At 47.0% G+C, this 21,876-nt stretch carries 19 protein-coding genes and 1 pseudogene; 7 read left to right on the top strand and 13 right to left on the bottom strand.

Annotated elements, in window-relative coordinates; translation table 11 throughout:
- Both ACR2PX_RS03310 and ACR2PX_RS03315 read right to left on the bottom strand, forming a co-directional pair.
- Nucleotides 1–263: pseudogene (locus tag ACR2PX_RS03310) on the bottom strand (IS1380 family transposase); the annotation flags it as partial.
- Between the two features lie 74 nt (nt 264–337).
- Nucleotides 338–1,509 (bottom strand): IS3 family transposase gene (locus tag ACR2PX_RS03315; RefSeq protein WP_433997938.1). Its coding sequence is split into 2 segments (ribosomal slippage): nt 338–1,254 and nt 1,254–1,509, totalling 1,173 coding nucleotides; the frame shifts between segments, so codons are not numbered across the junction.
- 426 nt (nt 1,510–1,935) lie between these two features.
- Between ACR2PX_RS03315 and ACR2PX_RS03320 the strand changes: the two genes are divergently transcribed.
- From ACR2PX_RS03320 to ACR2PX_RS03330, 3 genes are all read left to right on the top strand, one after another.
- Nucleotides 1,936–3,309, top strand: coding sequence for a HipA domain-containing protein (locus ACR2PX_RS03320; RefSeq protein ID WP_433997939.1), 1,374 nt, complete (start codon nt 1,936–1,938; stop codon nt 3,307–3,309).
- Nucleotides 3,302–3,808 carry a helix-turn-helix domain-containing protein gene (locus tag ACR2PX_RS03325; RefSeq protein WP_433997940.1) on the top strand — a complete coding sequence of 169 codons (507 nt, stop codon included), beginning with the start codon at nt 3,302–3,304 and terminating at the stop codon, nt 3,806–3,808. Before ACR2PX_RS03320 ends, ACR2PX_RS03325 begins: the two co-directional genes overlap by 8 nt.
- A gap of 460 nt (nt 3,809–4,268) precedes the next feature.
- A complete protein-coding gene (locus tag ACR2PX_RS03330; RefSeq protein ID WP_433997941.1) occupies nt 4,269–5,810 on the top strand; it encodes a BCCT family transporter in 1,542 nt (513 codons plus the stop codon).
- A 65-nt stretch (nt 5,811–5,875) separates the two neighbouring features.
- Here the strand turns inward: ACR2PX_RS03330 and ACR2PX_RS03335 are convergent, their stop codons facing one another.
- The 3 genes from ACR2PX_RS03335 to ACR2PX_RS03345 all read right to left on the bottom strand — a co-directional run bounded on the left by ACR2PX_RS03335 (nt 5,876) and on the right by ACR2PX_RS03345 (nt 10,158).
- Nucleotides 5,876–7,273 carry a sulfatase-like hydrolase/transferase gene (locus tag ACR2PX_RS03335; RefSeq protein WP_433997942.1) on the bottom strand — a complete coding sequence of 466 codons (1,398 nt, stop codon included), beginning with the start codon at nt 7,271–7,273 and terminating at the stop codon, nt 5,876–5,878.
- Nucleotides 7,270–8,847 carry a hypothetical protein gene (locus ACR2PX_RS03340; protein WP_433997943.1) on the bottom strand — a complete coding sequence of 526 codons (1,578 nt, stop codon included), beginning with the start codon at nt 8,845–8,847 and terminating at the stop codon, nt 7,270–7,272. The genes ACR2PX_RS03335 and ACR2PX_RS03340 overlap by 4 nt, the downstream gene beginning before the upstream one ends.
- Before the next feature lie 165 nt (nt 8,848–9,012).
- Nucleotides 9,013–10,158, bottom strand: coding sequence for a helix-turn-helix domain-containing protein (locus ACR2PX_RS03345; RefSeq protein WP_433997944.1), 1,146 nt, complete (start codon nt 10,156–10,158; stop codon nt 9,013–9,015).
- 158 nt (nt 10,159–10,316) lie between these two features.
- Between ACR2PX_RS03345 and ACR2PX_RS03350 the strand changes: the two genes are divergently transcribed.
- Nucleotides 10,317–11,783 carry a PepSY-associated TM helix domain-containing protein gene (locus ACR2PX_RS03350; RefSeq protein WP_433997945.1) on the top strand — a complete coding sequence of 489 codons (1,467 nt, stop codon included), beginning with the start codon at nt 10,317–10,319 and terminating at the stop codon, nt 11,781–11,783.
- Here the strand turns inward: ACR2PX_RS03350 and ACR2PX_RS03355 are convergent.
- From ACR2PX_RS03355 to ACR2PX_RS03365, 3 genes are read right to left on the bottom strand one after another with little or no spacing between them, the layout of a single operon-like run.
- Nucleotides 11,780–12,343, bottom strand: coding sequence for a response regulator transcription factor (locus tag ACR2PX_RS03355; RefSeq protein WP_433997946.1), 564 nt, complete (start codon nt 12,341–12,343; stop codon nt 11,780–11,782). The genes ACR2PX_RS03350 and ACR2PX_RS03355 overlap by 4 nt on opposite strands.
- Nucleotide 12,344: 1 nt before the next feature.
- The gene (locus ACR2PX_RS03360; RefSeq protein ID WP_433997947.1) at nt 12,345–13,622 is read right to left on the bottom strand and encodes an ATP-binding protein; all 1,278 of its coding nucleotides are present in this window, start codon (nt 13,620–13,622) and stop codon (nt 12,345–12,347) included.
- Nucleotides 13,623–13,642: 20 nt separating this feature from the next.
- Nucleotides 13,643–14,269, bottom strand: coding sequence for a LysE family translocator (locus ACR2PX_RS03365; RefSeq protein ID WP_433997948.1), 627 nt, complete (start codon nt 14,267–14,269; stop codon nt 13,643–13,645).
- A gap of 330 nt (nt 14,270–14,599) precedes the next feature.
- Between ACR2PX_RS03365 and glpK the strand changes: the two genes are divergently transcribed.
- Entirely contained in the window at nt 14,600–16,081 is a 1,482-nt protein-coding gene (glpK, locus tag ACR2PX_RS03370) for a glycerol kinase GlpK (RefSeq protein WP_433997949.1), read from the top strand.
- An 8-nt stretch (nt 16,082–16,089) separates the two neighbouring features.
- Here the strand turns inward: glpK and ACR2PX_RS03375 are convergent, their stop codons facing one another.
- Nucleotides 16,090–16,557, bottom strand: coding sequence for a hypothetical protein (locus tag ACR2PX_RS03375; protein WP_433997950.1), 468 nt, complete (start codon nt 16,555–16,557; stop codon nt 16,090–16,092).
- A gap of 74 nt (nt 16,558–16,631) precedes the next feature.
- Between ACR2PX_RS03375 and ACR2PX_RS03380 the strand changes: the two genes are divergently transcribed.
- Both ACR2PX_RS03380 and ACR2PX_RS03385 read left to right on the top strand, forming a co-directional pair.
- Nucleotides 16,632–17,063, top strand: coding sequence for a secondary thiamine-phosphate synthase enzyme YjbQ (locus tag ACR2PX_RS03380; RefSeq protein ID WP_433997951.1), 432 nt, complete (start codon nt 16,632–16,634; stop codon nt 17,061–17,063).
- 167 nt (nt 17,064–17,230) lie between these two features.
- A complete protein-coding gene (locus ACR2PX_RS03385; protein ID WP_433997952.1) occupies nt 17,231–17,476 on the top strand; it encodes a hypothetical protein in 246 nt (81 codons plus the stop codon).
- A gap of 113 nt (nt 17,477–17,589) precedes the next feature.
- Here ACR2PX_RS03385 and selD read toward each other — a convergent pair whose 3' ends face one another.
- The 4 genes from selD to ACR2PX_RS03405 all read right to left on the bottom strand — a co-directional run.
- Entirely contained in the window at nt 17,590–18,642 is a 1,053-nt protein-coding gene (selD, locus tag ACR2PX_RS03390; RefSeq protein ID WP_433997953.1) for a selenide, water dikinase SelD, read from the bottom strand.
- Between the two features lie 106 nt (nt 18,643–18,748).
- The gene (locus tag ACR2PX_RS03395) at nt 18,749–20,848 is read right to left on the bottom strand and encodes a S8 family serine peptidase (protein WP_433997954.1); all 2,100 of its coding nucleotides are present in this window, start codon (nt 20,846–20,848) and stop codon (nt 18,749–18,751) included.
- A gap of 380 nt (nt 20,849–21,228) precedes the next feature.
- Entirely contained in the window at nt 21,229–21,552 is a 324-nt protein-coding gene (locus ACR2PX_RS03400) for a hypothetical protein (RefSeq protein ID WP_433997955.1), read from the bottom strand.
- A gap of 140 nt (nt 21,553–21,692) precedes the next feature.
- Nucleotides 21,693–21,876 (bottom strand): hypothetical protein (locus ACR2PX_RS03405; protein WP_433997956.1); only part of this gene is annotated, 184 nt, incomplete at its 5' end.

A 21,876-nucleotide genomic window follows, 5' to 3' on the forward strand; every position in this document is an offset into this window, starting at 1 on the left:
GCTGGCAGCCAGGCTGTAACGGTATATTGCTTGCGTGGATTGAGTTTGATGATGTGGTCTACATTACTGTGGTTTGCTATCTCTCTGCGAGTATCTTCTGCGTCATGTCCGCTGTCGAGTCGCAGTAATACCGGCGCTTGGGTAACACGACGAAGTCTGCGTAATACAGTGTTTAGAAAGGGCACGAAATCATTCTGGGAATGTTGTGAGTCAGGGCGAAGTTCAGCACCTATACACCAGCCCTCTTTTCCCACATAAGACATAATAGGAGCAAAGCCGTGGAAATGTTTGCATGTCCATTGCGAACTGTAGTGGTCAAGTAAAAAAGGACACCAAGTTAAGCCGCTTTTTTCAATTCCTGCTGCTCAAAATCTACCGGACTCACGTAGTCCAGATAGGAGTGCAGTCGATGGTTGTTGTAGAACATGATGTAATCGACAACATCTCGCATAACGTCCTTTCGAGCACTGTAGCTGTAGTGATCAGTCTGCTCACGTTTCAGGCTGCCAAAGAACCTTTCCATTACCGCATTATCCCAACAATTTCCTTTACGACTCATGCTGCAAACCATGTGGTATTTTTTCAGTTCGTCTTGGTAATCATGGGAAGCATACTGGCTTCCCTGATCCGAGTGATGCAGCAATCCGGCAGCCGGTTTACGACACCAGTAAGCCATTCTCAAGGCATCAAGTGCCAGATCGGTGGTCATCCGATGGCTCATGGTCCAGCCCACTACTTTGCGAGAGAATAGGTCTACAACTGCGGCCAGATAAACCCAACCTTCTCGAGTCCACAAGTAGGTGATGTCAACGACCCAGGCTTTATCAGGCTCAGAGACTGTAAACTCACGATTGAGTCGATTTTCAGCCACCGGAAACTTGTGTTTGCTGTTGGTTGTCACCTTGAATCTACGGGCTTTCTTAACGACTAAATCCAACTCTTTCATGAGTCGGGCAGCTTTGTGTCGACCAATATCGTAACCCAGAGCCCGAAGAGCCTTAGACATCCTCCGGGAGCCGTACGAGCCACGGGATGATTCAAATATTTGTTTCATATCGATAGCCAGACAACTGTTAGCCATGGATTCCTGTGAGCGCTTATTATCAGCTTTCTGCCACTGATAAAAGGCGCTGCGGCTGACCTCCATGTGCAGACATAATCTGGACACGGGGTAGGCCTCCTTCTCCTGCCGGATGAACTCGTACCTTACAGAGTTTCTTTCGCGAAGAAGGCCGTCGCCTTTTTTAATATTTCTTTGTCCATTTCCAGCAATTTGATTTGGGCCTTGAGCTCTTTAATCTCTTGCTGTTCAGGGCTTAAGGCCTGTTTCCCGTTTCCTGGAAAAGCCATATCCTGCTGGTCACGCCAGGCTTTCACCCAACGGTTCAAGCTGCCGATCGGCACTTGCAATGTGCGGGCAACGTCTGTGACTGCCTGGCTTTCTTCAACAACCAGTTTTACAGCTTTCAGTTTCTGCTCTTTGCTATAGGTTTTGCGTTTCTTCGTCATGGGTGACCTCGCTGTTACACACTGTATTGTGCTTAACGAGGTGTCCGTAGTCATTAGACCACTTCAGCTGATCTGGCAGATGTTCTGATACTTTCTCTCTAAATCTAATCTGAATTGAGACTGTAGTCGACAAAGCTAATAACCCTTCTGAAGCGTTTCAAGTAGTCTTTCATAGTCTCTGGGTGTTTTGTAGATGGAGCACATCGATCTCCTTATTCAATATGCAATAAAACTCATATAATTCATTTTGGAGGTTTTGAAAGAGTTGGGTTTGTCCGTAGTATGAAAGAGGGTGAAAGGGTAAGGATTGCGTATAAATATACACGAAGTTTAGAAATTCTATGATGATTGTGTATAAATATACGCAAAGATGTTATTTTCTACTAACATTGAGTATAAATATACACAATCACTATTGGATCCAACATGCGTAGCAAACAGCTGACTATTCAAGTCTGGATTGATGAAATCTGGGCAGATGCAGCGAAACTGATCATTGATGACCCGGCGTTAGGTCATACCGGAAGGATTGAACTGGATTATGAGATTCAGCACGCTGCCACGTATTTTGAACAGGTGGGTTCTGCAGCTTGCTCTTCAATGCTTCCTGTTCTTCCGTTTGCTGGCTATCACTGTGAGCGCTGGTGGTCATGGTTAGACGATATTATTCCTTCTGGTGCAGGTCGTAGATTCTGGGTTGAGAATTTAGGTATTGGGTCTCGACAACCACCTTATAAGCAGGACTATGAGTTACTCCTGAAAGGTACCATTGCGCCAATAGGCAACTTGCGGATCAAAGAGTCAGTCCCATACGACGATAGCGGGAACCGGTTAAAGACCATGACCTGGTCAATAGAGGATGTTCTGACTCGGCATTCAGACTTTCTTAATCATGCGTCCAGCATGGGGGCAGTTGGTGGTGGTGCTACCGGTGCTGGTGGTGAAGCGCCAAAATATCTCGTTCGCGTGACAGACAAAAATGAGGTATGGATTGACCCGTACCAAGATGATGTTTTGAATCTGAGCCGGCACTATCTGGTCAAGTTTCCAAGAGGGGAGCAGACTGGTGATGATAAGGCGATATTAAAGGCTGAAGCTGGCTATTATCGTTTCTTGGATCAAATCGGGATGGATACCATTCAGGTAGAAGACATGATGTTTTTTGATCAGAATGGGAAATACTCACTCTGGTTACCCCGGTTTGATGTAGGAATCGAAAACGGAAAGCTGGTCAAGTACGGAATGGAGTCTGTCTATTCTGTGATGAACGCAGAGGCCGGCGCTGATTTAAAACATATTGATGTTATTAAGGCTTTGGCACCAATACTCTGTGGGCAAGAGAATGGTATGACAATGCAGGAGCTGGCTGAAGTATGGGTAGAGAGAGATCTGTTGAATCTCTGTTTGGGTAATGCTGATAACCATGGGCGAAACACCTCTATCTTGAAGATCCCAGGTGAGCCCATCAAATTGGCACCATTGTACGATATGGCACCCATGAAAGCTGATCCAGAAGGGATTAGGCGCAAGATGATTTGGGATCAGCCGTTGGAAAACGGCTGGATGATCGACTGGGATGAAATAGCGTTAAAGCTGGAAGATGAGTTGAGTCAGATGGAATATGGTCCGGTTTCAGCAGATGGGATAATCCAGCGGCTGGAGAGTACAGCTCAGAAACTGATAGGCCTGGAAGATAAGTTGCGAGGTTGTGATGTCCCAGAACGCATCATTACCTTTCCAAGCATTGGCATTACAACAATAGAGGAACGTCTTAAGCGCTGGGAGTTGATAGATGGCTAAAAGCAGAGCAGAAAGGCTGAAAGAAAAGCGCAGAAAGAATCAGCTGGTGGCTGCGGCAAATGTCCAGGCTGTAAAAGTTAACAAAATAGAAAACAAAGCAAAAACTCGGCTGTTCTGGGAAAGTATGGCTCAGGCTATCAGCGATAAAGATAAATCCGTTCTTTCACGAAAGAAGCAAGTGGAGTATGAGGAGGATAAAGCCGAGATTCTCATGAACCTACTGGTACTGGCTTTTGAGGGTGAAATTACCCAGGGGACGCTTATAAAGCTATTGCGTCGGGACGTGTTGGGTGTCAATCAGGATCAGTTCGTAGAGCTAACTGGTATTAATAGGAAAACCTTGTCGCAGGTGGAAGGTGATAGAACGAAGCCGACCATGAAAGTTCTAGTGGAACTGATCAGGCCTTTTGGTCTTGAGTTTGCCATTGTGCCAAGGTCTAAGCCAATGAGAGATAAGGTTGTTGATCGGCTGGTCAAGAAAAGACATTCTGACGATTGAGGGTGGAGTGATGCAAGGCCAGGTGCACGGGCCTTCTTCTTTCGTATAAAAGCGATCGTCCCCCCAATCGTAAAGATTGTCACTGGGCTTTTCAGCAGTCTTATGTGGGGGTGTGGGATTGTCAGAATAAGGTCGTATGCCAAAGAATTTGTCGAGAAATGGACGTATTTTTTATGACAAATGATGTCGTAATACGCCTGCAGCCCTTATTTTCTAAGAACTGCTTATGTCACGATATGTAAGTATCGACAGGCGCCCTTTTTTAATGGTATTCGAAACCGTATCCCTCTCAGCCATTCCTTGAGCCCTTCAGTGCTCTGTCAGAACTCATTTCGCTGCCTTAATTGGTACTTTCGTTTTAATTTTTTTGATTAAAAAGCGACCGTTCGGCTATCTGATTCGCGGGATCCTGATTCAGTAAATATACTTACCTGCACCTTTATAATGAAAAAACAACTCAATGCTGTCTGATAATGAGTCTGTCATCGCCCGAAAAAGCTTGTTTTCCGATATTGATCTGCCTGTATTTCTTGTCAGTGGAGGAAGTTTAGGACTCTTTGTACTTTTATCCCTGCACGACATTGAAATGGTTTCCCACTGGATCAGTGTCGGGTTTGCTACTTCTACCAGACTGTTCGGTGTTTATTGGCAACTACTGTTGTTATCGACCTTCATCATTGGTCTTGTGTTGGCCATAGGGCGTACTGGAAGAGTCCTGTTAGGGGGGCTGGATAAACCTGAGCTAAGCAACTTTAAATGGGTTTCGGTGATAATGTGCACGCTGCTGGCTGGTGGAGGTGTATTTTGGGCTGCAGCGGAACCCATGGCTCATTTCATGTCTCCTCCCCCGCTATTTGGTGAAGAGAATAGCTCAGCGGATGCCGCTTATAATGCACTGGCCCAAAGCTTTATGCATTGGGGGTTCCTGCCCTGGGCCATTCTGAGCAGTCTGACCGGCATCGTTTTCATGTATTTGCACTATGAAAAAGGACTTCCTCTCCAACCTCGTACGTTGTTGTACCCGCTCTTTGGGGAAAAAGCCCTCAGAGGACCTTTAGGAACGATTGTGGATGCAAGCTCTGTGCTGGCTGTAATAGCAGGGACGGTGGGGCCCATAGGGTTTCTTGGTTTGCAGGTCGGCTATGGTTTGGAAAAGCTGTTTGATATACCGAATACTTACGGTACTCAGTTAATGGTTCTGGTTGGGTTGATCAGCATTTACACCGTATCGGCCGTCAGCGGTATTACCCGGGGTATTCAGATTCTGAGCAGTGTGAATGTGCTGTTGGCTGTTGCATTGATGGCATTCCTTCTTCTAACGGGTCCCACTTCGTTTATCTTTGACAGTTATTTTCATTCGTTTGGGGTTTATCTTAACAAATTTATTCCTATGGCCACTTTCCGGGCGAATCCTGAATGGCTGGATTGGTGGACTATTTTCTTCTGGGGCTGGTTTCTGGGGTACGGCCCTTTGACAGCCATGTTCGTTGCACGTATTTCTCGTGGCCGAACAATCAGGGAAATGATCATATTGACCTCGATATTAGCCCCTCTCATTACAACCTTCTGGCTAACCATTGTAGGGGGGACTGGCCTGGCATTTGAACTGGAAAATCCGGGAGTCATTTCCGAACCATTTACCGGTCTCAATTTACCCGCTGCACTGTTAGCGATTACCGGGCAGCTGCCATTTGATTTTTTGGTGTCGGTATTGTTCCTTCTTTTGACCACTATTTTTGTAGCCACCACCGGTGACTCCATGACCTATGCCGTCTCAATGGTGATGACAGGAAATGATCATCCCCAAGCCTATGTGCGTATATTCTGGGGAGTCATGATGGGGGTGGTGGCTGCGTTGCTGATTTCTATTGGTGCTGGGGGTGTTTCAGCTTTGCAGTCATTCATTGTCATTACAGCTGTACCTGTTTCTCTGATACTTTTGCCATCACTATGGAACGCACCAAAAATTGCCAGAAAAATGGCGGATAAGCAGGGGCTTTAACCCGCCTATTGCATGAAGCCGTTGTAAATCATCTGAAGCACCTATCAACGGCTTCAGGTCAATCATCAAACAGCCTCTGACCTGGAAGAGTTACGATAACGACGCCAGGCAATAATGCTGACCAGAATCAGCAAAATTCCTGCTCCCAATTGATAAGCGCGTGTGACTATTTTGGCAGGAACAGAATAGAAACCACTGACTGGTTCACCTTCCATACTCTCCAGGCGGTTTTTCAATAAGTCATGGGCTGCTTTCTGGCTATCATCCAGAGTACTTTGACTGAGGTCGATCTTTTCTTCCTGATCAATGGTTGTATGGAAGAATCGACCATCCTCATAGAGCTTCCAATTGTCATTAAAGGCATAGCGAGCAGACTTGAATAGATAAGCCTTAGGGTCATAGTGGATAAATATACTGTCTCGACCCAGACTTTCCTGTCCCAGCAAAAGTGGCACCAGGCTGGAACCGTCCAGCCCAAGGTTTTTGTTGGATTTTTCTCCAGCCAACTCCAGCAAAGTCGGGAAAAAATCATTGAGGTTAATTAACTCATGATTGATGGACCCCGGCTTAATCGTTCCCTGCCACCAGGCAATAAAGGGGACATGGGTGCCGTTGGTCGTTGTTTGACCCTTACCTCCATTAACTCTGATACCGTTGCGAACTGAGCTGATGCGGTAGCTGGTGCCATTGTCACCAACAAACAGGAGTACTGTATTCTCTGCCAACCCTTGTTCTATCAATTTGGTTTTAACCTTGCCAACCAGCTTATCCATATACACCATCATGGCTGAATACTTTTCTTCATTATTTGCAGCGTTGGGGTGATCAGGCGTTGCCACAAAAGGATCATGAGGCAATATCATCGGATAATAGATAAAGAACGGTTCAGTACGATGCTTCTCTATGTAATTCAGTACATAGTCGTTAATCAGGTCCGGTCCAAAACGATCTTCAGGAAATGTTTCCGCTTTTCCATTGGTGACCAGTGTAGGGCCCCAGTATCGTGAGCCTCGTCCTTCTCGTTTTACCTGCCAGAGACGATAATCTTCAAAGCCGGACTCTTCCGGGAGCATACCCACCTGCTCTTCAAAACCGCTACTGTGCAGCTGCCATTTACCAGCAATCATGGTTCGATAGCCCAGTTCTTTCATAGTGTGGCCAAAGGTGGTTTCACCTCTGGGTAGCACCATAAAGTCCTGATAGTTTCGATAGTTGTACTTCCCGGTCATCAGCTTGACCCGTGATGGAGTGCAGAGCGGATTACTGTGAATTCTCTCAAAACGCATGCCCTCTTTTGCCAGCTGATCCAGACTGGGGGTGCTGTAGGATTCACCCCCGTATACGCCAAGATTTTCAACGCCCAGATCATCAGCCAGGATCAAAATGACATTGGGGCGGGTTGAGGCATGGGCGCTCATGGCCAACGTGAAAAAGTAAACAATGCTCAGGCGAAGAACTCTCATTTTTCACCACCAGGCTTTGCCTGACTGTTATCACTCAGTACCAGAATACCGTTGCGAACACCGCTGACCATAACATTGCCCGGCATAAAATCGATGGAGAGCATGGGATTGTCAGCCCGTTCACCACTGGCAACAAACAATTCCGAGCTGACCGCGCCGGTTTCAAAATCGTGGGCACTCAAATACCAGGCGTGGACATCTTCGGGCGTTCCCATTTTTCTTGAGTATTGATAAACATGCCCGTCTCCTGTGGATAAGCGAGGGGGTGTTTGAGAGGAGACGGTATAGTTTTCCCAGATGGTATCGCAGCCACTGTAGTCATCCCGGACATCGACGCGAGCCAACCCGGGTTCATATTCAACCAGCTCGTAGAAAACACCACCAAAGTTATTTTGAACAATAAGGCTTTTGTCGTATCCCACCATGGTGTTATCCAAGAAACTTTTACCAGGCTTGAACATAGGTTGCTGGCAGACCGTACGGTTGTCGATGGATTCTCCAGTCGTTCTAAGAACTACTGTTCGTCCCTGTTCACGGCCATCATTTAAACCAAAGGCAATCAGGCGGCCTTTATCAAAAACAGTAGGTGCTGTCAGGTCACCATTGGTTGTTGATGATTCTCCATAGTCGTATTGCCAGCGAATACTAACAGTGCTGTCTTTATTCACTTCCAATCGATAGAGTGCACGGGTACTTAATATAAAGCCTGCTTCACGGGTTACAGCCATGGCGGTTCCAAACTTTTCTTCCTGCCCTTCACTACCCAGTTGCAGGACGTCTACAGAACCTGTTTTTCGGTTGATATAGCCCACCTGACCATAACCGGTCATAAACCAGTAATTTCCCTGCCAGTCAGGGATAACATCCAAGGGGGAAACCTCTTCCGGAAGGTGCTCTTTGAGGTCCCAGGTTTCGGCAACCTGCCATTGGTATTGCTGATCTTTCTTCACAGCGTCATAAACACGAATATCCTGATCTGGTGTAGCCACTACTGGCCGTCCCTTCTGATCCATACGGGTATACCAGCCACCGGCCGGATCGGTCAGTCCTTTTCGTTCTGGAATATCGGTTTGGGCGAGTACGTTGAAATTGTCTTTGGGGTCGAACAGAACTAACTGGCTGGGTCCAGTGATGGCAATGCAGACAGAAGCCATCAGCCCCTCCAGGTTTCTCAGCAGTGGAGTACACATTGCCAGATCATCACCCGGAAGAGCGGGTTGATAAGTCGTCATGGGGTTCAGACCTAATGGTCCGGGCAATGGGGAAACACTGGAGTTGTAGCTGTCTCCATGAACTCCTGCACTGCTGTATTCATCCAGCATATAGGGATGATCTTCCATGGGCAGGGGAGGCAGAGGATTAGATGACAGTGGCTGGTTACCTGTCTGAGTAGGGACAGTAATACCCTCCTCTAGTTTAATAGTGGTCTGACCACTCCCATCGGCCAGTGTCCCAAGTTCTCCTACACCGGTCATCAAGTCGACAAGTCTTTCGACATCACTACAACCAGTAAGTCCCAGAGTGCTACCGGTAATCATCAGAGGAAGAACTAAAGCGGGTATGATCTTTTTCATCTTGAGTATCCATGACCTTCTTATTTTGGGAACGAGCCCTTTTTCTTATTAGGCATGGCGATGATGAAGAATCTTGGAAACAGCAGCCAGCAAGCGTGAAATCCTGTATTTCACGGCCTTCACGCGATGATGAAATTGTTTTTAACTTATTGAAAGTTAATGGATTTATTTTTCTTTGTGGTTTTTTCTGAAATGGGTTGGAGTCTGCTTAAGATGCTTTTTAAAGTGGTTGTTAAAGGCATTCTGACTGGCAAAACCAACCTCAAGCGCCACTTCTGAGATGGGTTTATCAGCCTGTTTGATCAATAGTATTTTTGCCTCGCTAAGACGGTACTCATTGATGAATTCAAAGAAGTTCTTTTTGGCACAACTATTAATGACCTGACTGAGATAATTCTCACGAATGCCCAGTTCAGATGCCAGATCACCTACTTTCAGTCCTGGAGTTCGATAACTTTTTGCACTGCTCATATGGGTTTCTAGCTTTTGCCATAGACGCCGCACATCCTGATCGGTCAGTCCAGATCGTTGATATTTTGTTTTACCATTCCCACCTTCCGGTTGATCGTTAGATATAGACGGGTTTCCGGCCTCAAAGATCATGGGCTGTCTCATTCCCATAAAACCAATGCCGTATAGCAATACAACCCGGAATAAAACGGCCACCACCCTGACTTCTGACAGAAAAACACCTAAGAACACTGCCACCAACTCAAATATCAGACTCATTAAGGCTCCTATGACACATATGAGAACCAGAACCTGTAACCAGTGAAGGGTGATTTTTTCAAGAGAGGAAAACTGCTGTTCGATGTTTCTACGGTGTTTTCGTAGCATCACGAAAGACCAGACAGCGTAAGCCAGAAGCACAAGGTCACCTATAAGACTGCGAAGAGCCAGTTCTACCTTGATACCGAGTGTTAATCGTTCGAACGGGGCATGTTGAAACTGTTCGGGTCCCGCCATCATAAAAGTGGAAGCAAAGGCAATCAGGAATGGGAGTATATGCAGGCTGTCGTGTCTGGTTGTTGATTGATCGGGTCTAACCAGCAACCGGACATAAAAATAGAGCAGTGGGCCCGTTAGAAAGTGGATAGTAGCCAGTCGAAAAACAAAGAAAGGGTAAGGTTGATCAACAGGAGTGTAGACGAGGAAAAAAACACTCAGAGTGACAGTTTGCACTGCAATGATAGCCGCCAAAATCCGATTGGCTTTTATACTTCCGGAGGGCAGTGTCATTAACACCATCGCCAGAAGAATTCCCTGTGATACCCCAACCAGTGTCAGCACACTGACCCAATTCAGAATCATTCATTGCTCTCCGCTCGCTAACGAGGAAGTTTAACGAAAAGCTTTGTTGGACTGAACCAGAATAATCCTCGAGTTCCCTGCGACACTTTGTCACCTTCACTTGTGATGTCAGCGCTTTATGATTTTCCTATTATAAAGCTATTCAACCCAAGTGCTCGATGAACAAGAAATTTTACCTGTCTATATGGCGCTGGCATTTCTTTGCCGGACTTTATGTTATTCCCTTTTTTCTGATGTTGTGTATTACGGGAATGGTCATGCTGGCTGCCCCCTGGATTGATCAGTGGCAGTACGGTGATCAGCTAACACATGTCGTTCAACCAGAACCTCAAGCCAAACCTCTTTTACTGGAACAGCAACGGGGTGTGGTGAGTGAGGCTTATCCTGATGCTGTGATTACCGAGTATGTTTCACCGGTTTATGAAGATCAGTCGGGCCTGTTTAAAGTCATTAGTGCTGAGGGTCATGCACTGCTGGTGTTTGTTAATCCCTATACTGGAGACATTCTGGGAGATTTCAAGAATGCTGATCGCTGGTACAGTATTAGCGATGAGATTCACGGTACATTTTTGATGGGCGAGAGTGGTGATGTCCTTATTGAAGTGGCTGCGGGTCTTGGCATTCTGTTATTGATTACCGGATTGTATCTACATTGGCCCAAAACCGGTCGTGCTTTCAAGGTAATGCTATTACCAAAGTTTATTTGGCCTTCTATCTGGAGAAAAGCAAGCAGTGGGGGCAAACGGCTCGTCTGGAAAGATATTCATGCCTCTGCCGGATTTTATTTCAGTGCCTTTCTGCTCTTTTTTCTTCTGACAGGGATGTCCTGGACCGGTATCTGGGGCGCAAAAATTGTTCAGCCTTATAACTCGTTCCCAGCAGAAAAGAGTGCCAGCTCGTGGCAGTCTGATAGTGAACAGGCACCAGCCGTGAAAACGCATGCTGACTTGAGTACCGAAGGGTTGAAGGAAGTTCCCTGGAATCTTGAGTTGACACCAGTGCCGGTTTCCAAAGTGATGGACAGCAATACTCATTCAATGACCCTGGATGAGGTGTTCGCAAAAGCCATTGATCTGGGTTTTAAGCGGACTCAGGAAGGCGCTTTCAGTCAGTCTTTTCGTATAGCTCTGCCTCGTGATGATCTCGGTGTCTATTCAATTATGGCCGTGACCATGAACGGTGATATCAATAATCCACTGGGTGACAGAACGGTGCATCTGGATCAGTACTCAGGGAAAGTACTGGCAGACATTGGCTGGAAAGATTACAACGCAGTCGCCAAGGCAATGGCTGCCGGAGTGGCCTTTCATAAAGGGGGGGCAGGCTGGTGGAATCTGATTTTTTCTGCACTGGTATGCGTCGGCATTCTGCTATTAGCTGTCACCGGTGTTGTGCTTTGGTGGAAGAGACGATCAGCAAAAACGGAGTCGTTATTAAACCCACCACCAAAGCGGCCTCTCTCGGCCCGATCAGGGGGTGAAAAGGGAGTGGTCATTTTGACGCTGGTAACGGGTATCCTGTTCCCTTTATCGGGTGTTGCTATGTTGTTGTTTCTCATCGTTGATGGGTTTTTAAGCAACAGAGTCTCAAGAAACGAACAGGAGTTTGATCTGGAAAGCTCTTAAGCTTTTACCGGGTTTTTCCCCAGCTTTCTTTGCAAGGTCCGGCGATGCATATTCAATTGCCGGGCCGTTTCACTGATGTTCCCTTCGTTCTCAAGCAGTATTCTCTGAATATGCTCATACTCCAGTCTTTCCAGGGATATGGGTCTTTCCGGTACGGGCACTTCATGAGGCATTTCAGGCTGTGAGAATAAAGCAGACATGATTTGTTCCGTGTCGGCGGGCTTACACAGATAGTTGGCCGCACCTAGACGAATAGCCTCTACAGCAGTTGCTATGCTGGCATAGCCAGTCAGTATCAGAATGCGAACTTTGGGATTTTTATTGATCAGTGTTGGGATCAGGGTCAAGCCACTGGCTCCTGACATTTTCAGGTCGACCACCGCTAGCTGAGGCTTGAATTGCTCCAGAATCTCTTCTCCCTGTTCTGCCGAGTAGGCGACTCTGACATCCAGATTTCTTCGACGCATGGCTCTTGCGAGAACCTGGCAAAAAGTCTGGTCGTCATCAACAAGGAGTATCTTGCTGTGGTTTTGGCATGCTTCCGATGCTGAATCGTTCATTTTAACATTTAGGCAGGCTGACTTCGGTAATTGCACCTGATGGTCCATGACTACTTTCTGTGTGCAAGTTGTATAATCTCACAATGCCGTTCAGCTTTTCTATGCTGGCAGCACTGAGTTGCAAGCCTAATCCAAGCCCTTCTTCTTTAGTAGAGATGGTGGTCAATCCGGCGCGCTCAGAAATATCCGGCAGGAATCCCGACCCGTTATCCCGAATTTTATACAGAACCGTATCGGTTTCATGTGTCAGTTCAAGCTCTACATAATCCGGACTGGCATCAGCCGCATTGTTTAATAGATTGATAAGAGCTGCTTTCAGTGCCTGATCCGCTTCGATCTGAAACGGAAACGAGTCAGGACATAGAAATTTTACTTTGATACCTGGACGAAGCAGTTGCCATTCATCGAGTACCTGCAATGTAAATGCATGGGCGCTTTGAACGACAGGTTTCTGGTTTTGACTGCTGGCTACCAACCCGGAAAGACGATCTCTGCATATCTCAATTTGAGAGCGAAGCAGAGCAATGTCATTGCTGAGTTGGGGATTGTTATTGTGATCATCCGCCATCTCGCCCAATACCACACTCATGGTTGATAATGGTGTTCCCAGATCATGAGCTGCACTGGCGGCCATAGTGGCAACACTCATGATACGTTCACTGCGTAACTGGTTTTCCCTGTTGGTGGCTATTTCAGCCCGGTGAGTTCTTATCCTGTCGGCCATGCTGGCAACCAGACCTGTAATCAGGACAGCGCTCAGGGAATAGATGAGCCACATGCCGGCAAGGTGGAGCATCATCATGGACTCCATCACACCATGGCCTGCCATGTCATGGCCAGATGTTTGAGGGAACTGGAGAGGGTGATACCAGCTTTGCAACAGAGTATAAAAAACAATAGTCAGGGTGGTAATGATCCATCGTGGTTTCAGGGGTAATAGCGTTGCACTGACTGCAACGGTTAACAGATAAGCTGAAATCAGAGGGTTGGTGCTGCCTCCACTCCAGTAAAGCAGCGCAGTTTGTAACAGGGTGTCGCCGAGTAGCTGTATAAATAGATCCCTGGAAGAAACCGGAGTCTGACGTTGGTATCTCAACCAGGTGTAACCAATAAGGCAGGCCGTCAGGGTAAACACGATAATGACAGCAGGCCAGAGAGGTTTTAAGTCAAAATAACCGTCAGCCGCTATTAACAGGCAAGCCTCTGTCAGCAGGATTATCAATCGAATGATGTTGAGGATTTTTAAGTTCCTCAGTCCTGCGTTCAGGGTGGAAGTCATTGAGAGAGTCCGTTCATGGATTATTTATAAATAGCCAGATAAGTGCCTGCAGCAATCATAATACTGCCGGCGCCTTGATTCATCTTACGTTGTGCACGGGGTGTTTTAAATACACTGCCCAGTCGCTCGGCGCCCAATGCAATCAGCATCAAGCCCGTCATCAGTGCAGTGACTGTTAGACTTGTGGCTAAAAGAATGTCCTGACTGTTGAGTATGGTTAAATCCATAAAGGTCGGCAAAAACGATATGTAGAATAAAATGACTTTTGGATTGGAAGCCGATATCAAAAAGCCCTGAACAAAGCCTGCAGTGCGAGATAAACTTTCAGAGTTTTGCTTTGGTCCCATGGTTTCTTGAGCTTTGGGCAGGGCTGTAATCAGTTTGTAGCCCAGGTAAATCAAATAAGCGGCCCCTATGTAACGAATGACAACAAAGAGCGTTGCCCAGTTTTCAGCGATGGCAGCCAGACCAAAACAGGCCAGCAATAAATAAACAACATCACTTAAAACCATGCCAGCTGCAAGCGAGGTGCACTGTTTAGCGTCTGAAACCATCGCTCTGGCTACGATTGCAAATACACCAGGCCCCGGTGTGACACTAAAGATCAGCATAGCGATAAAAAAGGTGACGGCACTTTCTATGGTCATTCTGAACGCTCGAAAACAGAGGGGGAGAAGGTACTGATTTAATATCTGAGGATCCTGACAATACTACTCGACAAGTGCTTGGTTTTTCTATTAGTAGGCTTTCGGTTGAGGGGTCAGCAATTGTCTCAATAACGATACGTACCTGTCCGGTATTGTGATCCAGTGTGATAAAAAATATCCTGATGACAAACTATAGATGAAAAAACACTAATTTATGCGCATAAACGAAACAGTTCTATCTTGAATACTGTTCGTTTTAGCCGCCCCTCAGCTTGGTTGTCGCATGATTCAGAGCCATGATGAGGTGAAAAACAGAAGGCGTGACACAGAATGAGCTACGTTCTATCCATTGATCAGGGGACAACCAGTAGTCGGGCGATTCTCTTTAACCGCAAAAGTCAGATAGCGGGTATAACCCAGAGAGAGTTCACTCAGCATTATCCACAAGCCGGTTGGGTAGAGCATGATCCCATGGAAATCTGGGCGACCCAGCGTGCAGTTTTGACCGAAGTGCTGGCTAAAACCGGAATCTCTTCCAGAGAAATTGCTGCAATTGGTATTACCAATCAGCGTGAAACAACTGTCGTATGGAATAAAGAAACCGGTCGGCCTGTTCATAATGCCATTGTCTGGCAGTGTCGTCGTACCACCGATATTTGTGAGCAGCTTCGGGAAGAGGGCTTCGAAGAGTATATTCGAGAGAAAACCGGGCTGGTTTTGGACGCCTATTTCTCGGGCACCAAGGTCAAGTGGATCCTGGATAACGTAGAAGGTGCCCGAGAACAGGCACAACGTGGTGAGCTGTTGTTTGGCACTATTGATACCTGGCTGACCTGGAAGCTTACAGATGGCAAAGCCCATGTCACAGATGCTTCTAATGCTTCACGAACCATGCTGTTCGATATCCATGATCTGGACTGGGATGACACCATTCTTGAGAAACTGGGAATTCCTCACAGTATGTTGCCAGAAGTGAAAAGCTCTTCTGAAATCTATGGGCATACCCGTGTGGGTAAAAGCGACATCCCCGTTGCCGGAATAGCGGGCGACCAGCAGGCTGCGCTGTTTGGGCAAATGTGTATCAAGGAAGGAATGGCCAAGAATACTTACGGTACTGGCTGCTTTCTGCTCAAAAATACGGGCAAGAGACCGATTAAGTCCACCCATGGATTGTTGACCACCATTGCCTATAGCCTGAATGGTCAGGTGACCTATGCGCTGGAAGGTTCTGTCTTCATGGGAGGAGCTTCAGTTCAGTGGCTTCGTGATGAACTTGGACTGGTTCGTGATGCTGCTGATACCGCTTATTTTGCCAGCAAAGTTGAAGACACTAACGGTGTTTATGTCGTACCTGCTTTTGTAGGGTTGGGTGCTCCATACTGGGATCCCTATGCTAGAGGAGCCATTTTTGGTCTGACCCGTGGTGCTAACCGGAATCATATTGTACGGGCCACTCTGGAAGCGATTGCCTATCAGTCCCGGGATCTGATTGATGCGATGGAACAGGACTCTGGTATTCAACTGAGTCAGTTGAAAGTAGATGGTGGTGCTGTAGCCAACGACTTCCTGATGCAATTTCAGTCAGACATTCTGGGAGTGACGGTTGCAAGACCTGAACTGATTGAATCTACAGCTGCTGGTGCTGCTTATCTGGCGGGTCTGGCGGTTGGTTTCTGGAAAGATACAGATGAGCTGTCTCAGCTGGTTCAGGTGGATAAGGAATTTGAACCTGAAATGGCCGAAGATAAACGCTCGGAGCTTTATGCAGGTTGGAAAAAAGCCGTTGAGCGAAGTCAGCATTGGAGTGATTAACCGCTTCTTTATTCTCCCTCTTTGAACGTTGGGTTACCGGGTTCTTCATCGCTACATGAGTGGGTGGTGTAGAACCGGGCAGCCAATGGCAAGCTGAGTCGGAAGGCTTCATCTTCGAAGCTTCGGTCCAGATAATGCTTTTCAAACTCCTTCTTTTTAATAGAGCCTTCTTCCAGTTGTCGGACATGAACTAATTCATGAGCCATAGTCACTCTTATTTCACTGGGTTCGAGGCCTTCTGCCAGAGCAATCAGATATTTTTTAGGACCCAGTTTTTTAGCGAATCCTTTTAAACCCGGTTTATCCATTCTTTTCGTCAGGTGAAGAATGGTGACGCCACTAATTCCCAGCTCTTCCATATAGAAAGCCTGCATATCGAGAAAGTCACAACCAAAGTTGTTTAAATGAGTGGCATGAGAAGAAACAGCCAGAAAAGAAAGCGTTGTTAAGAGAGCGAATCGAAATCTCTGAATCATTAAACAGGCCTGTTAAGCTAGCTAAAGGGCTTCGATAGCTCAATGCAGTTCGGCTAAACAGGAGAAGACTTTATATGGGCTGGTTGCAGAAGCAGATTCAATTGTCGGAAAAAGACAGGGGCTTCCATCTAATTACCGATGAATTAGAGTCTCAGTTACCCGAGTTGTCACAGTATCAGGTGGGTCTGGCTCATATCTTCATTCAGCATACATCCGCCTCTCTTACCTTGAATGAGAATGCTGATCCGGATGTGCGTCGCGATATGGAAATATTTTCCCTTCAAGCTATTCCTGATGGTGCCGACTACTATCGCCATGTCCTTGAAGGGCCCGATGATATGCCGGCCCATGTGAAATCAAGCCTGTGGGGAGCCAGTGTGACGCTTCCTATTACCGACGGACGGTTCAATCTTGGAACCTGGCAGGGAGTCTGGCTTGGGGAGCACAGAGAGCAAGGTGGAAGGCGTCGGCTCATTGTGACTTTACAAGGAAACTTATATAGGTAATTATAATTTTATAAGGTTTTTTAATAACAAAGTATCAATGGAGGACTCGAACCGACTGGCGTTTTAACTACGCTGGACTATAACTAAAAAAAATCGGAACTAAAGTCATAAGTTAATGGGTTGAAGCAAAGATTGCTTCACTGACCAGTATCCAAGAGGAAAGAGCTATGGCACGGAAAACGCCGAAAAAAGCTGCTGCTGGTTTTGATGGGGTTGATATCAGTTTTCTGGGGAGTCGAGACGAACCAGCTGATCAACGCACTGTAGAGTCCCGGAAAAAACTTAGAGAAAGTCTCAATACTCAGGTAGAGGCCTTTCTCAATTCTGGAGGCGAAATAGAAGAAGTCCCATCAAACGTTACTGCGGATCCGCCTAAAAAGCCTTCGAGCGAATATGGTAACCGCCCAATCTGACATGCTTTTTAAGCCCGACATTGTCGGGCTTTTTTATGACCATGGATTGGTCTGTATCCTTGTATTGCAGGAGCAAATACAAGGATCGTTTAGAGTAATTCAGAATTTCCTCATCAATTTTCAACAACCACTAAAGGCCCGTCCGAATATTCTTTCAGCTCACCAATAGGCTCCAGTGAAAGGCCAAACTTTCTGGTAATGGCAAGAAACTCTTCTTCGCTTTCTTTATCGACTGCAACCAACAACCCACCACTGGTCTGAGGATCACAAAGGATCTGCTTTTGTTCTTCCGTGATGGCTGCAGCCTTATGGCCATAGCTGTCAAAATTACGCAGAGTGCCGCCTGGAATACAGCCTTGCTGCTGGTATTCACTGACATGTGGAAGCAGGGGCAGACTGCTCATTTTGAGGTTTGCAGCTACTTTACTGCCTTCACAAACTTCAATCAGATGGCCCAGCAGACCAAATCCTGTGACATCGGTAATCGCACTGATGCCTGGCAGTTTAGCCAGTTCGGCACCGATCGTGTTGAGAGTGCACATAGCATCGCGAGCAAGATGGCTGTGTTCTTCCTTGAGTCGCTTTTTCTTTTGAGCGGTCGTCAGAATACCTACACCTAAAGGTTTGGTCAGATAAAGCTTGCTTGTAGCTCTGGCCTGATCGTTACGCTTGAGTTGCTCCAGCGGCACTCTGCCAGTGACAGCCAGTCCGAAAATGGGCTCAGGTGCATCGATGCTGTGTCCACCTGCCAGTGGAATACCGGCATCTGCACAAGCCTGACGACCTCCATCCACAACTTGTGCGGCAATTTCAGGAGGCAGTATATTCACAGGCCAGCCCAGAATGGCGATAGCCATCATGGGAGTACCACCCATGGCATAAATATCACTGATCGCATTGGTAGCGGCGATTCGCCCGAAATCGAAGGGGTCATCGACAATAGGCATGAAAAAGTCGGTGGTGCTGATCACACCTTCACCATTGCCCAGGTCAAAAACTGCGGCATCGTCCTTGCTGGAATTACCGACAATCAGTCCTGGAAAATCAGGTAATTGAAGCTTGGTTTTCAAAATACCATCGAGAATCTGAGGTGATATCTTGCAGCCGCAGCCTGCGCCATGACTGTATTCAGTCAGCTTGATGTTGGCAATGTCTACAGAAGTCATTGGAGTGCTCAAGAGGGGTAAACTGGAAAGCTATGCACTCTAGCATTAACAGAAGCAGAAGCAAGTGGGAGGGGACAGGAGCCCAGGGGCTCCTGCTGCATCAGTATCAGAACTTGATGCTCCAGCTGTTCAGGGTGCCGGTATCCCTTTTGTAGTGGTCACTGACTTTCAGACTCCAGGTGCCCTGGGACTCAACGCCAGCCATATTCACTTGATAACTGGTCACCAGGTTATCGGTGCTGTCATTACTGACACTCTTCAGGTCACTGGTTTGACCATTAGGTGCAACCAGCTGGATTTTCAGATCCCCCCGATAAGTATGAGTAATATTGACGCTGACCGTCACGGTACCTGAATCACCACTGCGTGTACTGTTTACAGTGCTGGTGATGCCCGTTGCATTGTTATCAGGAATAGCTACAGGAGTAGTGTTAGAGAACTCATCAGAACCGCCACCACCACCGGGTGCAGTGTAATCTGCCACCAGAGACACTCCGGAGAATGAGCTATAGCCTCTCAGCATAACGTGCCATGTGCCGGAACCGGGAGAGGTGAATGAGCAACTTTCACTGTTACCGGAGCGGTATGGACGGCAGTCGTAGCTGCTGGTCGTCGGCTTGCTGCCACGACGAACGTAGAGGTCGGCGTCACCACTGCCACCTGACATATTAAACGACAGGTTGGTCGCGCCTGCGGGCACTTCAAAGGTGTATTCCAGCTGCTGGCCAGAGTTTCCGCTCAGGCCTGACTTGGCTACGCCTTTTGCCAGTTCATTGCCTGAAGGAGGAGGTGTTGTTCCGCCACCGTTTACAGCCTGAAGAGCTGCGTGAGCATCAATGATACCTGCACCACAGTTGCTGGTAGAACACTGACGTGTGCTGACGGAAGGGAATGCTCTGGCAGAATTTTCAATGATGGTCTCAACCTGATCCGGAGTCAGATCGGATTTCACGGAATACATCAGAGCGGCTACGCCAGCAACGTGAGGCGCGGCCATACTGGTACCCTGGTAGAAGGCATAGCTGTCGCTGCCAGGACCTTTTTGTCCACTGTTGAGGGTAGACAGAACACCGTTGGCTGGGTTTTGAGTTTCACCACCTGGAGCAGCAATATCAACCACAGAACCGTAGTTGGAGTAGTAAGCTCTGCCACCGTCACGCTTGTTGGAAGCTACGGTGATAACACCATCACAGCTGGCAGGTGAGAAGCCGGAAGCGTTCTGGTTACTGTTACCTGCAGCTACAACAACAGTGGCTCCAGCGGCTCTGACACTATTGATGGCGTCAGTATAAGTCTGGCTACAGGGAGAACCGCCACCGAGACTCAGGTTAAGTACTTTGGCTGGAGTTGCGTTAGCAGGAACTCCTGATACGGAGAGACCTGCAGCCCAGCGCATACCGTCGGTGATATCAGAGGTGTAACCACCACAGCGTCCAAGAACCCGGATGGGCTGGATTTTTGTATTCCAACTGACACCAGCAATACCTGTGTTGTTATTACTGGCAGCCGAAATAGTTCCGGCAACGTGGGTACCGTGCCAGCTGCTGGTGGTCTCTGAAGGAGGATAGGGTTGTCCATTGCCATCGGTGCCACAGGCACCTGCTGGAGCCCAGTCGCCGACGTCAGAAGCATCACTGTCGCGGCCATTACCATCCTGGGAAACGTTGGTATCGCTGATGAAGTCATAACCTGCAACCAGATTGGGCGCCAGGTCCGCATGGGAGCGAATACCGGTATCAATGACAGCTACGGTTATGCTGGGAGAACCCGTAGTGATATCCCAGGCTGCTGGCAGATTGATACCACCGGCTGATTCAAAGTAGTGCCATTGTTCGTTATAGCGAGTGTCATTGGGTGTCGCCATGGGGTACATAATGTAATCCGGCTCTGCATAGAGAACATTTGACTGCTGAGAAATCTCGGCAGCGAGTTGTTCCATATCCTGAAGGGATTTGTATTCGCCCAAATCTACGACACTGGCTCCGTTTGTCATGGTGCGTACATTCAGTACCTGATTGCCGGTTAAATTAGCAATCGCAGGCTCTGAAGAGACTGACAAGGCATTCATGGGCGAAGCGTATTTAATGATCAAACGATTTGTGCTGCTTGACTGGTTATCCACCTCACTTGCCATAGCAACAGTGGTGACTGTTGATAGCAGTATTGAGCCCGCCAGTTTTGATAAAGTCAGTTTTTTTATTTTCATTATTTTTATAGATATCCGTATTTAATACTCTTCAGTTTCGAAAGGGTTTTCCGGGGTGTAAGAGTATTGTTTATCCATAAGATGCTGGGATTCAGCATTTATTGAATATTCTCTCCAATCCAAAAGTTGGAAAATGAGAGAAAATAAATTAAATCAGCTAAGGTGGGTGAAATTCAAACAGTTTTTCTTTGAGGACTTGTTTTTGTGGAATTGTTGGCGATTTCTTTCTGCCAAGAAAAGCAATGAATTTTAATTATCATTCTTATCAATAAGTGCGTGGTCGTTTAATTGGCAGTATTTATAGTGTGACTTTGTTTTCAGATAAAGTCTAAGTCATTGGGTTTATTTTAAAAGGTTTTCTTGAGTTGTGAATGCCGTTGTTAATTGATGGGTGGCATAACCGGTTGAATCTCATTGAGGCCGTCGGATTCTAAGTATCGAATCAATGGGTTCTCGTTCAGAGTTTTAATATCCAGTGGTTCATCCGAAAGAAAAATAATACCGCAGGAGCTATAGGGGCGAACCAGGGAGAGTGTTGCATCGGAAGAGAGGTCGTCCAGTTTTTCCATGAGTAATTCAGCATCGCAGCTTTCTACCTGATCAGGATGAAACACGGCAATCCAACGATGTGTTGAATGGCTGAATTCTGCATGGGAGAAAAGTGGCAGTGAAAGAGTGAAGAAAAATATGAATAGGCGATACAAGATTTTTTCCTTCTAACGAACTGAATGACAGGTTTTTATTGCGTTAATAAAAAGTCTCCCATAGGGAGATAGCCCTGTCTATAGCTTGTAGGGCGTTAACAGACATTGTAAGCATAGCGGGATAAGAAAAAAGGAGCCTGTCACAGTCGATAATACAGGTTTAGACTAAGCTCCACTTCAGATGAATTTTCTGTAGGGCTAAGGGAAGTGGCACAAGAAAGCTTACCGCAGTAAAGTGCCACTTTTCCCCTCTTGACGACTGTAGCTGCCATGACCACCATTACTATTCCTCCAGAGTGCAAATATCTAATCAAACTTGCTGCC

The sequence above is a fragment of the Endozoicomonas sp. genome (genome assembly GCF_051008435.1).
Lineage (GTDB): Bacteria > Pseudomonadota > Gammaproteobacteria > Pseudomonadales > Endozoicomonadaceae > Endozoicomonas_A.

Coding starts and splice junctions, on each gene's coding strand:
- ACR2PX_RS03385 (WP_433997952.1), top strand. CDS start 17,231: ATGGCACGGAAAACGCCGAAAAAAGCTGCTGCTGGTTTTGATGGGGTT.
- selD (WP_433997953.1), bottom strand. CDS start 18,642: ATGACTTCTGTAGACATTGCCAACATCAAGCTGACTGAATACAGTCAT.
- ACR2PX_RS03335 (WP_433997942.1), bottom strand. CDS start 7,273: ATGAGAGTTCTTCGCCTGAGCATTGTTTACTTTTTCACGTTGGCCATG.
- ACR2PX_RS03360 (WP_433997947.1), bottom strand. CDS start 13,622: ATGACTTCCACCCTGAACGCAGGACTGAGGAACTTAAAAATCCTCAAC.
- ACR2PX_RS03375 (WP_433997950.1), bottom strand. CDS start 16,557: ATGATTCAGAGATTTCGATTCGCTCTCTTAACAACGCTTTCTTTTCTG.
- ACR2PX_RS03320 (WP_433997939.1), top strand. CDS start 1,936: ATGCGTAGCAAACAGCTGACTATTCAAGTCTGGATTGATGAAATCTGG.
- glpK (WP_433997949.1), top strand. CDS start 14,600: ATGAGCTACGTTCTATCCATTGATCAGGGGACAACCAGTAGTCGGGCG.
- ACR2PX_RS03325 (WP_433997940.1), top strand. CDS start 3,302: ATGGCTAAAAGCAGAGCAGAAAGGCTGAAAGAAAAGCGCAGAAAGAAT.
- ACR2PX_RS03395 (WP_433997954.1), bottom strand. CDS start 20,848: ATGAAAATAAAAAAACTGACTTTATCAAAACTGGCGGGCTCAATACTG.
- ACR2PX_RS03340 (WP_433997943.1), bottom strand. CDS start 8,847: ATGAAAAAGATCATACCCGCTTTAGTTCTTCCTCTGATGATTACCGGT.
- ACR2PX_RS03380 (WP_433997951.1), top strand. CDS start 16,632: ATGGGCTGGTTGCAGAAGCAGATTCAATTGTCGGAAAAAGACAGGGGC.
- ACR2PX_RS03350 (WP_433997945.1), top strand. CDS start 10,317: ATGAACAAGAAATTTTACCTGTCTATATGGCGCTGGCATTTCTTTGCC.
- ACR2PX_RS03355 (WP_433997946.1), bottom strand. CDS start 12,343: ATGAACGATTCAGCATCGGAAGCATGCCAAAACCACAGCAAGATACTC.
- ACR2PX_RS03345 (WP_433997944.1), bottom strand. CDS start 10,158: ATGATTCTGAATTGGGTCAGTGTGCTGACACTGGTTGGGGTATCACAG.
- ACR2PX_RS03330 (WP_433997941.1), top strand. CDS start 4,269: ATGCTGTCTGATAATGAGTCTGTCATCGCCCGAAAAAGCTTGTTTTCC.
- ACR2PX_RS03365 (WP_433997948.1), bottom strand. CDS start 14,269: ATGACCATAGAAAGTGCCGTCACCTTTTTTATCGCTATGCTGATCTTT.